The sequence below is a fragment of the Desulfosporosinus orientis DSM 765 genome (genome assembly GCF_000235605.1).
Taxonomy (GTDB): domain Bacteria; phylum Bacillota; class Desulfitobacteriia; order Desulfitobacteriales; family Desulfitobacteriaceae; genus Desulfosporosinus; species Desulfosporosinus orientis.
Map to the genome: position 1 here is coordinate 1,148,592 of NC_016584.1, position 13,180 is coordinate 1,161,771.

The following is a 13,180-nucleotide window of genomic DNA, read 5'->3' on the forward strand; positions in this document are numbered from 1 at the left end:
TTCTGATAATTGTATCTTTTATATAGATGCAAAGTTTGTGCCAGGAGAGGGATGGTCCCAGGAGCCTTGTTACAGGTGATTACTTCTTAAGGAATTGGTTTTAAATTCCTCATAGTTTCATGGGATTTAATCATAAAGCCATTACTACTCGTACATAATGAAAAAATTCATCATCAAGTGATGAGTTTTTTCATCGTCCAAAAATCAGAGCATTAATAGAAATTTCAGAAAATTAAGTTAAATGAACTAAAAAGTAATGAAAAAATTCATTGCCTTAAATTTCAAGGAAGTTCACCATGGCTAAATTAGGCAATTAAGACATTTTTTTGTCTGGCATAGCTTTTGCAACATCCAGAACAGTACATGAATGGAGGGTAGCAAAAAAGTCAAATTTATACCGGTTGATTTCAGAAATTTTCTAATTATCAGCAAGGAGGAAGCATGGATGAAGGATTTTTTTACCAGGTATGGTGACGGTTCTCCAACGCGAGTGAGTGCAGAAGAAATGAGGCATGACCTGGAATTGGGGACCAGGGATGCAGCGGACCGCGGTAAAATTCCTGCGCTGAGTGAAGACGAGCTTGACCATCTGTATGATATTTGCACGAGGCCGGACAAAACTGTGAGCGTAGAGCGAGGAAGTGAAGTTGTTGTTACCTTTGATGCCGGAACGCTAAAACTGCCGATTCGGGCAGGTATTCCCATGGATCGCTCCTCAGCAATCCTGGCACATGAACGGGCGTTTTGTTCCGATACCATGGAGTTAGCTCATGTAGATTACAGTTATAAACAACTCAAGGCAATTATTCACGAAGAGACAGCGGCAATGGAACACGTCCAGCTTAATACTATAATTCCAGTCTTTTATGGGGCAATGCCAAACTTAGGACTTTATACAAAACCAGATGGCCCCATTGAAAACTGGTCTGAACTGCTGCCTCTGGCCAAAATTTCTGAAGCTAAGGCCGCCCAAGAAGAAGCAATGGACCATGCCATTAAAGATATGGTCTATGTGGCTAGCCGTATGTATGAAGCAGGAGCCGACGGGATTAATTTTGATACGGTTGGGGCTTCGGGAGATGCCGATGTGTTGGCCTCTTTAAAGGCTGTGGAAATACTTAAGGCCAAATATCCGGAAATGGCTGTAGAATTCGGGATGGCCGGTGAGTTTATCCTTGGTATGCATGGCGATTTGTTTTATGAAGGAAAACGCTTGGCAGGACTCTATCCTCATGAACAGGTGAAAGTTGCGGAAAAAGCGGGTGCTACCATATTTGGGGCGGTTATCAACACGAACAGCAGCAGGACATTTGCCTGGAATCTCGCTCGGAATGTAACCTTTGTCAAGGCCTGTACAGAAGCAGCCGGCATACCGGTCCATGTTAATGTGGGTATGGGTGTGGGAGCAATCCCAAATTCCAATACTCCCCCCGTTGATACGGTTTCCAGGGCTGATAAAGCCTTAGTAGAGATAGGTAAGGCAGACGGTTTATAGATTGGTCATGGTGATCCTTATGGTATGGCTATAACTCATGAAATGTCTGCAGGCATGGGCGGCATACGTACTGCCGGAGATCTGGTAGCACGGATGCAAATGGCTAAAGGCATGAAAATCAATGAAGCTAAGAACTATGTGGCCGGTAAATTGGGAATTTCCACCTTCGAACTTTGTGACGAGGCCGTCATGAAGGAGATCAGAGAAGACCTGGATATTGGTCATGTTCAAGCCCGCGATGGGGCGTCCATTGGGATTCAAGCTAAATTCAACATTGCCAAGATTCTTGGCTTAGAAATAAGGTCGGTAGAGAACTTTAAGCGACTTGCCGGTTTAAGGTGATGGAATGTGAACGAAGATTTGAGGAGGTTTAGCTGTTGAGTATTGAAGAAATTATCCAGGAAGCTCGGGAAACCATTTTGCAATGTGATCAGAATAGAGCTGTAAAGATAGCCGAGCGTACCCTTGCCGAAGGATATGATCCTATTGAAGTGATTAGTTCGGGATTTAGTTACGGGATCCGGCAAATGGGAGAACTTTTTGGAAGGGGAGAAGTTTTTCTTCCGCAATTAATTTTGTCCTCCGAAGTAATGAAAGCGGCTGTCCAGATCTTAGATGCCGCCATCATCCAGACAGGATCGAAGCAATCAAAGGGGACCATTGTTATTGCGACGGTTGAAGGGGATGTGCATGACATCGGTAAAGGAATTGTCGTATCTCTTCTGAAAACTCAAGGGATTCAAGTCTATGATTTGGGCCGGGATGTATCCACCGCCACCATCATTGAAAAAGCCCTGGAAGTGAAAGCAGACATTATCGGTACCAGCGCTTTGCTTACTACAACTTTGATGAGCCAAAAGAAGCTGGAAGATGAACTGCGCAAAAACGGACTGCGTGATCAGTTTAAAACCATGGTAGGAGGAGCTCCGGCAACCCAGCGCTGGGCGGACCGGATCGGCGCAGACGCTTATGCCGAGGATGCTGCGGAAGCTGTAACCAAGGCCCTGATGCTTTTAAAGAAAGTTTAGTCCCCAAAAGTATAGAGTTAAGTTGTTTTGAAAAAACAGCTAAATGGAAGGAATTTGTGAGGTGAGTGGATTGAGAAGGAATTTATTTGCCGGAGCAAGCCGCCAAGAAGGAATGGGGCTAAACATGTTTACAGAAGACGAATTGTACGCTATTCACTGTTCGACCTTAGATGTCCTGAAAAACACCGGCGTTAAGGTCGAAAGTGAAGAAGCAAGGGAGATCTTCTCCAGCGGAGGAGCCCACGTCGACCATAAATCGCGCATGGTTAGGTTTCCGGCGCATTTGGTTGAAGAGTCTATTCATTCTGCTCCGAGTACTATTTTCTTGGCCGGCAGAAATCCCAAAAACGACATCATTTTAGAAAGTAACCGGGTTGGATTTACGAATTTTGGTGAAGGTATCCGGGTTATTGATCCTTTCACAAAAGAGTATCGAAAAACAACCAAACATGACGTTGCCAATACTGCTCTGATTTGCGATGCCATGAGTGAAATCGATGTTTACGAAAGAGCGGTAGCGGCTCAAGATGAAAATGCCAAAGTGGGTTCCTTGCATGAAGCTGAAGCTTTTTTTGCCAATACTTCGAAACATTGCTTTTCCGGTGCAAGTAATGGGAAGAACTTTAGGAGAATTGCTGAGATGGCTGCTGCCATCGTCGGAGGTATGGATAAATTAAGGGAAAGACCCATTTACAGCACCATCGTTTGTCCCACTAGCCCACTGCAGCTGGTTACGGACTGCACAGAAGTGATTATTGAGGCAGCTAAGGCAGGTATCGCTGTCAATATACTTTCTATGGCAATGGCGGGAGGATCTTCCCCTGTGACCTTAGCAGGTACACTGGTTACCCATAATGCTGAAGTATTAAGCGGTATTGTTTTTAGCCAACTCACACGCAAGGGGGCTCCGGTAATCTATGGGAGCTCAACTACAATTATGGACTTGAAATATACCACAGCCCCTGTGGGATCACCGGAATTAGGAATGATTAATGCCGGTGTTGCCAAATTAGCTCAATATTACTTATTGCCCAGCTGGGTTGCCGGTGGCTAGGCAGACAGTAAAGTACCCGATGCACAAGCCGCCCACGAAAAAACCATAACGGGATTATTAGCTGCTCTAGGCGGAGCAAACTTAATCTATGGTTTGGGTATGCTTGAGCTTGGTATCACCTTTGATTTTGCTCAATTAGTTATGGATAACGAAATGGCTAAAATGATCAAAAAGGCTGTCTCAGGAATTGAGGTTTCAGAAGAGACACTGGCCGTGGATGTCATCAAGCAGGTAGGTGCCGGCGGTGAATTCGTGACCAGTGACCATACATTCCGTCATTTTAGGACAGCCCACTCCCAGACGAAGCTCATCGATCGAAGAATGCGTGACACATGGATAGGTATGGGACGCAAGGATTTTACTGAAAGAGCTTATGAAGCAGCGATTTCTATCTTGGAAAACCACAAGCCTGACCCTTTGCCGGCGGGAGCGGCGGAAAAAATTCGAAGAATTGTCGAAGAAGCAGAAAAGGAATATGGAATCCCACCGAAAAACGGGACACTGATTTAGGGGGTGTTAGAAATGGCAAATGAAGAACTTCTCAACAGGATTGTCGAGGCTGTGGTCGAGGGAGAACCGGAGCTGGTCCCAAATACATGAAGCCAGCCTAACAGTCTTAGAGACAATAGAAATTCATACAACCTCTGAGCGTTTTAAGAAATTACTATTGGAAAATGGCTGTAAAGAAGAAAAGGATGAGAAAATTTACGTGAGAAACCCATTGCCATGCTACCGGTTTCTCCCTTAAGTCCCCTTGAATATGGCTATGATCCGGCAGAGGCTTTGCTGGATATTGTTGAAGCAGGATTGCCCCTGGGAGTTGAACCCTGTCCCATGATGGGCTCCACGGGACCAATGACTATGGCAGGTATTGCAGTTCAGCATAATTCGGAAATTTTAGCGGGAGTTATTGCCAGTCAAATGATCCGACCAGGGTCCCCGGTAACCATGTCCTCCAGGGCAACTTTTATGGATTATGCGTTCTGGGGTAGGCTTATGGGCTATGCCGGAAATGGGCTTAGCGGGAGCTGTTATGAATCAACTTGCCCGGTTTTATGGGGTTCCCACTGCTCCAGGCGGATACTGTGGGGCCTCGAAAACTGCCGATGCCCAGAGCGGGTATGAACATTTGTACAATGCCATGCTGGAGGCTTTGATTGGGAGTGACATCATTGGCTCCGCAGGCTCGTTAGACAATGCTTTAACTTCTTGTTATGCCATGTTAGTTATTGATAACGAACTTTCCTCTGTTATTCAGAGAACAATCCGAGGGGTTGAAGTTAATGAAGATAAACTGGCAGTTAATGTAATTGCTGAAGTTATCCAATCCCAGAGTAATTTCCTTGAGCATAAGCATACCAGAAAACACTTAAGAGCAGGAGAGCTTTGGAATCCGGTTCTTAGCGACAGGCAAACTTATGAGAAATGGGCTTTAAGCAAGGAAAAATTGAAAAAAGAGCTAGATTAAAGGCTAAAGAATTACTTGCAGCTCACAGGGCTGAACCGATCAGTCCTGAGGTCAATGTGGAAATAGACAACATATTAAAAAGAGCTCAAGACCATTATTTACAGCAGAAAAGCTAGTTTTAAAGGGCAGCCCAATTATGAGGGAGGGATTTCCTGGTGAGCGGTTTTAAGGATTTAGCTGATGCGGTAATTAACGGCGATTTCGTGAGGGTTAGAGAAATCACCCTCAGAATGATTGATGACAAAGTAGATCCCCTAGGTATTATCAATGACGGCCTTATAGCTGGAATGAATGTAGTGGGTATTAGGTTTAAGGCAGAAGATATGTATGTTCCGGAAGTGATGATGTCGGCAAAATCTATGGCGGGAGGAATGGAACTGCTAAAGCCCCTCATTGCAGAAACGGATATGCCTTCAGCAGGGACAATCGTTATTGGTACAGTGAAGGGGGACCTACATGACATTGGCAAGAGCCTGGTGTGTATGATTTTAGAAAGTGCCGGCTTCAAAGTATTTAATCTTGGCACGGATATTTGTCCGGAAATGTTTGTTCAAGCAGTAAGAGACTATAAGCCGCAAATTGTAGGATTATCAGCCTTATTAACGACAACCATGCTGAATATGAAGAGTACCATTGAACTATTGATCGAAGCGGGATTGCGAGACAGTGTAAAAGTGATTGTAGGCGGAGCACCCGTTTCCCAGAGTTTTGCAGATGAAATCGGAGCTGATGGTTACAGTTCTGATGCCATGGCAGCCAAAGAATTATGTTTGACACTTGTGGCTAATTAGCTGTTTAGGGAGGATTGAAGGTGCTAATAATCGGCGAATTAATCAATACGAGCAGGAAGTTAATCAGCGAGGCAGTTGAGAATAAAGATGCGGATTACATTAAAAAAATTGCCCAAGATCAAATCAATGCTGGTACAAACTATGTAGATATTAATTGCGGCACCATGATCTTTGATGAAGTAGAGACAATGGAATGGTTAGTCAATACCGTACAAGATGTTGTCCCAGTACCTTTATGCATCGACAGCCCAAATCCTAAAGCAATTGAGACCGGGCTGAAGCTCGCTCGCTATGGTCAGCCACTCATTAATTCAATTACCGGTGAGAAAGAACGTTATTTAGAAATCCTGCCCTTAGTGCTGAACTATCATGCTAAGGTCGTAGCTCTGTGTATGGATGATAACGGAATTCCCGAGACAGCTGAAGACCGGATGATGGTAGCAAAAAATCTTTATGAAAGTTTAACCAAAGCTGGTGTTTCGGAAGACGATATTTACTTTGACCCCCTGATCAAACCAGTTAGTACAGGGGATAAAGCGGGTAAGGAAGTCCTTGATACCATTAAACTGATAAAACAAAACTATCCTAATGCTCACATGGTTTGCGGCTTAAGCAACATTTCTTTTGGTCTTCCCAACCGGAAAATCTTAAATCAATTGTTTATGATTCAAACCATGACCATGGGGATAGATAGTTATATCTTAAACCCTCTGGACAAAAGCATGATGGGTGCTGTTCAGGGTTCACAAACTTTGTTAGGTAATGATTCTTATTGCACTTCCTATCTGAATGCCCATAGCAAGGGACTATATGTTTAAATTTAGATAACTGAATATTCAAATATTAATTAAAAACGTAACCTTAATAAGGGAGGGGATATATGGAACTAAACTGATAAAGTCATAAGTCCTTTTGAAAATTGGCTGAACCTGAAAAATGTTTAGGGAGGCGAGAAAATGGCAAAACCACAACTAGACCATAAGGTATTTTGGCCGGCATTTATTGTAATCTTTGGTCTTTCTTTAGCCCTTGTCTTTAATCGTGAAGCTGGTGCAAAAGTTGTTGATGCAGCTTTGGCTTGGTCTACGTATAAACTGGACTGGCTTTTTCAAACAGGTACATTTTTGGTTTTTGTTTTCTTAATGTGGATAGCATTTGGCCGATATGGCAACGTCAAACTTGGCGGACCTGATGATAAGCCTGAGTTTTCTACATTGAGCTGGATAGCCATGTTATTCTGCGCTGGGATTGGCTCCAGTCTGATATATTGGGCAGTGGCTGAACCTCTCTATTATTTGCAAGGACCGCCTTTCGGCATTGCCAAAGGTTCGTCAGAGGCATATCAATGGGCCCTTACCTATGGAATGTTCCACTGGGGATTTAGTGCTTGGGCCTTGTATGCAATCCCATCCTTGCCTATTGCTTATGCCTATTACGTCCGAAAAGACCCCCAACTTAGGGCTAGTACTGCCTGTCGTCCTATTCTTGGCAATATGGTAGACGGCTGGATGGGGAAAGTTATCGATATTCTGGTGATGTTTGGAATTGTCGGTGGCTTTGGCACGTCTCTTGGCTTAGGTGTGCCTTTACTGGCGAAAGCAGCCTCGACTTTGCTGGGGATACCTCAGTCTATGGGTTTAAACTTTGCAATACTCGCCATCTGGACCATAATCTTTGGATTCAGCGTTTATACAGGTCTTTATAAAGGAATAAAGAGATTAAGTGACATTAACGTTTATCTTGCTTTGGCTTTGTTGGTTGTAATTTTAGCAGTTGGACCGACCTTCTTCATTTTGTCAGTATTCACAGACAGTGTGGGCGTGTTATTTAATAATTTCTTCCGGATGAGTTTTTACACAGATCCCATTGTCAAGAGTGGGTTCCCGCAAGCGTGGACGGTCTTCTATTGGGCTTGGTGGATTGCCTTGGCACCATATATGGGTTTATTTGTTGCCAGGATTTCCAAGGGGCGTACTTTAAAGCAGCTGATTATTGCTGAGGTTCTTTGGGGGACTTTAGGGGACTGGGCTTTCTTCGGAGTTTTTGGCGGCTATACCTTGCATCTTGAGTTCGATAAAATATTGCCTGCTGGCCAGATTTTGTCAGAGGACGGAGGTCCGGCCGCAATAATAGCAGTCATCAATAGCCTGCCCATGTCTCAGGTAATTTTAGTTTTATTCTTGTTATTGGAATTTGTCTTCTTAGCTACATGTCTTGATTCTTCCGCTTATGTGTGTGCCTCTATGGCTACCAAGCAGCTAAATGAAGATGAACAACCGGCTCGCTGGAACAGGATTGTTTGGGCTTTGGCATTGGCGGCTATTGGTATTGCGGTTCTATCTTTAGGTGGAATGAATGCAATTCAGACATCCTCTGTTGTTGCCGCAGTACCCCTGGTGTTTGTTCTTTTAATCCTAACCTTATCCTTCATGAAAATGTTAAAAGAAGATCATGGTATTCAATGCAGCCCTAAAGAGATTACAATTCAACCTTATAAAAATAAGAATATATCGGCTAAATAGGAAATACCATATGCATGTGGATGCGCTTAAGTTCGATCCCGGATATCTGGCTGTCAAGGAAATTCAACGCTTTCCAGATGAAAGTACCTTTCGTACTCTCCTTAAGAAGCTGGAGTGGAAGCATCTCATTCAGTTAATCTCCATCAACAAAGAGCTCCTTCATCGGAAACTAAAATGGAGCCTAAAAGGTTCATCTGGATTGATATTGATGACACAGTCAGCACCTTATTGTCTAAACGAAAACCACCTGCTATGCAGGTGGTTCCAAAAAGTAACTCGATGCTATCCTGAGGCAGTGCTGGCCGACAAGATATACCGTAACCGCAAAAATCTGGCGTATTGCAAAAAACACAACATCCGGCTCAGCGGCCCCAAACTAGGCAGGCCTTCGGGAGCTATCCTGAAAAAAGTAGAGAAAGCCATTGAACGAATGGATGCCCGAATGCGTAATGCCGTTGAAGGTAAGTTTGGTGAGGGAAAAAGGAAATATGGGCTTGGTCGTGTTTATGCTAAGTTAAAAGAAACAGCAGAGTGCATGATTAGCATGCAATTCTTTGTTATGAACTTGGAGCATAAGCTCAGAGTTCTTTTTTCCCAATTTATGAAGAGGCATTTTATAATTACAGATATTGGGTTATTTGCGTAATCGAACGAAAAATGGGGGTTCGGTTAGCAAGCCTTAATTAGAATAGCTACCTTAGGAGCTATTCTTTTGCATTTTATTGAAATGTTAAGTTGGTATCGGTTAATGAAGTCAAGTGCAGCCTTTGGTATGGTCGGCAATGCTGGCGTTATTAAATCCTTATTATTCCTTTTAATGTACTTAAGTTATTTCAGGATTATGGTGAGAAATATTTATATTTAAACGCTTAATTCTATAAAAAAGATTCTGGCGGGAAACATTAAGATGCTTTGCCGTTTTATTAATATTGCCATTATTCTTTTTAAGGCTTTGGATAACAATTTCTTTTTCATATTGAGTAAGCAACATTTTTAAGTCTGTATCATGCGTAATTTGGGGAATCATTTTAACATTATTTATATGTTTTTTTAAGTGATGGGGGAGATACATTGCCGATAATTTAGTATCAGTAGCTTCGGCAAGATTCATGGCATGTTCAATGGTATGTCTTAATTCCCGAATGTTACCTGGCCAAGAGTGGCTATGTAAAATATCTGAAGCTTCCAAAGATAATGTTTTAATGTTCTTACCTAATAATCTGTTGTATTGATCGATAAATGACATTAGTAGTTGGTCCAGATCTTCTTCACGTTCGCGAAGTGGGGGACATTCTAAAGTTACAGCGGCTAAGCGGTAAAAGAGATCACTTCGAAGCTGCCCTTTTTCGATTGCTTCATCAGGATTAAGATTCATCGCACTGATTACTCGTGCATTGAAAGGGGTTGCTTTATTACTACCAGTTCGCCGAAAGGTTTGATCTTCTAAAACACGTAAGAGTTTTGCTTGGAGAGGGAGACTCATGGAGTTGATTTCATCTAGAAAAAGAGTTCCATTTCCAGCCTCTTCAAATAATCCCGATTTATCTTCTGCTCCAGTATAAGAGCCTTTTGCTGTACCAAAGAAAATGCTTTCTAATAATGTTTCAGGTATAGCACTACAGTTAATTGCAACAAAGGGATTGTGGGCTCTTATACTCTGATTGTGAATACTTTGGGCTATCATTTCCTTGCCTGTACCTGTTTCCCCGAGTATAAGTACGCGTGAATCTGAATATGAAATTTTACGTGCGGCTATCCGTAGGGTGTTAATTGCTCTGCTTTGCCCTAAAATATCGTCAAAAGTATATCGTGTTCCGCTTTTCTTTTTACTTTTCACAGTTAGTAATTCCCGTTGTAGGTCAATTAGTTTGCTTGAGAGTTCTTGAATTTTGGAATTATCTCGTGTTATTGCGATGGAACCGATCGGCTCTTTATTTGAATTCCCCTCTGGAAACACTGGGAAAATATCCATCATAACATGAACGTAGTTCCCATTTCGTGAAAAGTATTTCATATAGTAATTCTTCTTAGGTGCCTTTTCCCGAATACTGGCTAACATTTGGCAATTCTGATCATCTAAGTCATATACTTCACGGATATCTCTGCCAATAATGGATTTTCTGTCGAAGCCATCTATTTTTTCGAATCCAGTAGAAGAAACAATAATCGTTCCGGTCGGATCGATTATTTCTATATAGTCCTCTAAACTATTTAAGGCGTTTTTCAATAATTTATTTACTTCCATTAGGTTTTTAATATCTTGTTGATTTAGATTTTTCCACAAAACACCTTCCTCCTTTCGATAGATAAAGAATTTTTCCACATCATGCGTCAAATTCCTTCTTTATTAGCAAATAAATCAGAATAGATTGAGTATTCATTTTGATTGTTAAAAATCTTTTACATAATTAAATTTAAGTCTTAAATGATAAGGGAAGACCAATTAATTGTCTTTTTACAATGTTAAAAATTTTTTACAAAGTCGAATGAACAAGGGATTATGGCCTTTTTAATTACAACAATTTCTTTTTATTTCTACATGTTTCTGCAAAAAATCTTACGATTCTAAATAATTTTCTGACGCAGGTCTTCAGATAGTCTGATAGACCTTGGCATTAATCTTGCTAAATCTTAAGGCATAGGTCGCAGAAAAGAAATGCAGGGAGGTTTAACCATGGAAATAGAAATTTTAACCAAAGTTTCTGTAGCAGTAGTAGAGGGAGATATTGATTTAGTACAAGAGCTGACTCAACAGGCTATCGAGAATGGATTAGAGCCCTTAGTAATTATTAATGAAGGACTTACCCGGGGAATTAAAATCGTAGGTGATAATTTTGGGGCAGGGAAGTTTTTCCTTCCTGATCTTCTCTTAGGTGCTAAGGCTATGGATGCAGGAATTAAGATCTTAGAACCACTGCTTGATGGAGCCCAACAAGAGTCCAAGGGAAAAGTGTTGATTGGAACTGTGCAAGGGGATTTACATGAGATTGGTAAAAACATCGTTGGAATGATGCTTAAAACATCAGGTTTTGAAGTTGTTGATTTGGGAGTTGATGTCCCTTCAGCAAGATTCATTGAGAAGGTCAAAGAACTCAAACCCAACATACTTGGTATTTCAGCCTTATTAACAACGACCGTAGACAAACAAAAAGAAATTATTGAGATTCTTCAAGAAGAAGGCTTAAGAGATCAAATTAAAGTAATGATTGGAGGTGCTCCAATCAATCAAGCGTGGGCAGATAAGATAGGGGCTGATGGATACGCGGAAGACGCGATTACCGCTGTTAATGTGGCTAACAGCCTAATCTGTTAACTTAATTGGTTTAGAGAAAGAGGGATTGAAAAATGCGTTTGGATTATTTTTCAGAAGAAGAACTAATTCAAGTCCATGAAGCAAGTCTGGAAATGTTAAAAAATACGGGGATTCATACGATCTCTGAGCGCTTCAAAAAAGTCCTTTTGGAAAACGGATGCCGGGAAGAAAATGACCGAATTCTATTTACTCAAGACATCATCGAGAAGGCGCTGAAGACAGTTCCTAAACAATTCAAAATCTATGGAAGAGATCCCCGCTACGTTGTTGAGATGGGTTTACACAAGGCTTATGCACAAACCTGTGTAGGAACTCCCTCCATTATGGATCTCGAGACCGGAAAAAAACGGGATTGCTTGGTTAAAGATCTTGGAGATTTTTGCCGCCTGGCTGATGCTTTAGAGAATATTGATCTCATATCTCCCGTCTTCCCGAGAGATGTTCCCCAAGAAGGAATTGTAACTATAGAAACGATCACCATGCTTTGCAATTCGACAAAACCTTTAAGGATTTGTGCTGAGTCAAGCCATGAGATGAAATCGATTATTCAGGTTCTGATTACAGCAGCAGGCGGAAAAGAAAAACTGCAAGAACAGCCGCTGGCTTATATCGAGGTATCATCCATTAGCCCCCTGGAATATGGATTGCATCCGGCAGAAGCCTTAGTTGATATTGTAGAAGCCGGGTTACCTTTAGGAGTTATTCCTTGCCCCATGATGGGCTCAACGGGGCCTATGACCTTAGTTGGTTGTGTCGCCATGCATAATGCAGAAATCTTAGCGGGAGTGGTTGCCAGCCAAATGATTCGGCCAGGACACCCTGTTATCATGTCTCCACGGGTGACCTTCATGGACATGCGGTCGGGATTGGGGTTATGGGCTATGCCTGAAATGGGTCTGGCTGCTGCAGCTTCAACTCAATTGGCAAGGTATTATGGGATACCAGTGACAGCTACCGGCTTCTCGGGAGCTTCCAAAATTGCCGATGGCCAAAGTAGTTATGAGCATCTCTATAATGCCCTCATGCCAGCCCTCATTGGAACCGATATTCTGGCAGCTGCCGGGTCATTAGATAATTGCCTGACTTCGTGTTTTGCAATGCTTGTAGTGGATGATGAATTATCTTCTGTGATAAAAAGAACAATGAAAAAGAATGAGATTACGGAAGAAAAACTAGCCGTAGCTGTCGTCGATGAGGTTATTCGAAGCAAAAGTAATTTTCTCGAACACACACATACGCGAAAAGCTCTTAGAGCAGGAGAGTTATGGATCCCGCGCCTTTCTGACAGACAGCCGTTTGAAAAATGGGAGCTAAACGGCGAGAAAGTTGAAGAGAAAGCAAAACGTATTGCTAAAGAGCTGTTATCAACTCATCAAGTTGAACCCGTAAGCCAAGAGGTAAACGCTGAATTTAAGCGTATTACCGAACAAGTGTATAAACAAGCTTGATAAGGGGGGTTATAAGTGAAGAGAAATTTTCGCGCGGGATTTCGACAGTACGGCGGATTTG

9 protein-coding genes and 3 pseudogenes are annotated in these 13,180 nt (G+C 42.2%); 11 read left to right on the forward strand and 1 reads right to left on the reverse strand.

Annotated features, from left to right (window positions below):
* Positions 1–445 precede the first annotated feature (445 nt).
* From mtbB to DESOR_RS27755, 9 genes and pseudogenes are all read left to right on the forward strand, one after another.
* A pseudogene (gene mtbB / locus DESOR_RS05525) lies at positions 446–1,837 on the forward strand ([dimethylamine--corrinoid protein] Co-methyltransferase).
* A 35-nt stretch (positions 1,838–1,872) separates the two neighbouring features.
* A complete protein-coding gene (locus DESOR_RS05535; protein WP_014183625.1) occupies positions 1,873–2,523 on the forward strand; it encodes a cobalamin B12-binding domain-containing protein in 651 nt (216 codons plus the stop codon).
* 124 nt (positions 2,524–2,647) lie between these two features.
* A pseudogene (gene mttB, locus DESOR_RS30125) lies at positions 2,648–4,087 on the forward strand ([trimethylamine--corrinoid protein] Co-methyltransferase).
* Between the two features lie 210 nt (positions 4,088–4,297).
* Complete coding sequence (locus tag DESOR_RS30545) at positions 4,298–4,702, forward strand: trimethylamine methyltransferase family protein (RefSeq protein WP_282434409.1); 405 nt, start codon at positions 4,298–4,300, stop codon at positions 4,700–4,702.
* Complete coding sequence (locus DESOR_RS30550) at positions 4,611–5,045, forward strand: trimethylamine methyltransferase family protein (RefSeq protein WP_282434401.1); 435 nt, start codon at positions 4,611–4,613, stop codon at positions 5,043–5,045. The genes DESOR_RS30545 and DESOR_RS30550 overlap by 92 nt, the downstream gene beginning before the upstream one ends.
* Positions 5,046–5,200: 155 nt before the next feature.
* Positions 5,201–5,836: a cobalamin B12-binding domain-containing protein gene (locus tag DESOR_RS05555; RefSeq protein ID WP_014183626.1), complete on the forward strand. Its 636-nt coding sequence runs from the start codon at positions 5,201–5,203 to the stop codon at positions 5,834–5,836.
* A 20-nt stretch (positions 5,837–5,856) separates the two neighbouring features.
* Positions 5,857–6,654, forward strand: a complete 798-nt coding sequence (locus tag DESOR_RS05560; protein WP_014183627.1) for a methyltetrahydrofolate cobalamin methyltransferase — start codon at positions 5,857–5,859, stop codon at positions 6,652–6,654.
* Between the two features lie 138 nt (positions 6,655–6,792).
* Positions 6,793–8,358 carry a BCCT family transporter gene (locus tag DESOR_RS05565; protein ID WP_014183628.1) on the forward strand — a complete coding sequence of 522 codons (1,566 nt, stop codon included), beginning with the start codon at positions 6,793–6,795 and terminating at the stop codon, positions 8,356–8,358.
* A gap of 280 nt (positions 8,359–8,638) precedes the next feature.
* Positions 8,639–9,004, forward strand: a pseudogene (locus tag DESOR_RS27755) (transposase); the annotation flags it as partial.
* 177 nt (positions 9,005–9,181) lie between these two features.
* On the opposite strand, the gene DESOR_RS05575 reads toward DESOR_RS27755, so the two are convergent.
* Positions 9,182–10,642 (reverse strand): sigma-54 interaction domain-containing protein, encoded by a 1,461-nt coding sequence (locus DESOR_RS05575; protein WP_014183630.1) that lies wholly within the window; start codon positions 10,640–10,642, stop codon positions 9,182–9,184.
* Positions 10,643–11,032: 390 nt separating this feature from the next.
* Between DESOR_RS05575 and DESOR_RS05580 the strand changes: the two genes are divergently transcribed.
* Together DESOR_RS05580 and DESOR_RS05585 are read left to right on the forward strand one after the other, a co-directional pair.
* Positions 11,033–11,671 (forward strand): corrinoid protein, encoded by a 639-nt coding sequence (locus DESOR_RS05580; protein ID WP_014183631.1) that lies wholly within the window; start codon positions 11,033–11,035, stop codon positions 11,669–11,671.
* Positions 11,672–11,703: 32 nt separating this feature from the next.
* Positions 11,704–13,119, forward strand: coding sequence for a trimethylamine methyltransferase family protein (locus tag DESOR_RS05585; protein ID WP_014183632.1), 1,416 nt, complete (start codon positions 11,704–11,706; stop codon positions 13,117–13,119).
* Positions 13,120–13,180: the final 61 nt, after the last annotated feature.

Bases quoted from the DNA above. Each gene is read 5' to 3' on its own strand.
- DESOR_RS30550 (WP_282434401.1), top strand. From the start codon at position 4,611: ATGAATCAACTTGCCCGGTTTTATGGGGTTCCCACTGCTCCAGGCGGA.
- DESOR_RS05565 (WP_014183628.1), top strand. From the start codon at position 6,793: ATGGCAAAACCACAACTAGACCATAAGGTATTTTGGCCGGCATTTATT.
- DESOR_RS05580 (WP_014183631.1), top strand. From the start codon at position 11,033: ATGGAAATAGAAATTTTAACCAAAGTTTCTGTAGCAGTAGTAGAGGGA.
- DESOR_RS05585 (WP_014183632.1), top strand. From the start codon at position 11,704: ATGCGTTTGGATTATTTTTCAGAAGAAGAACTAATTCAAGTCCATGAA.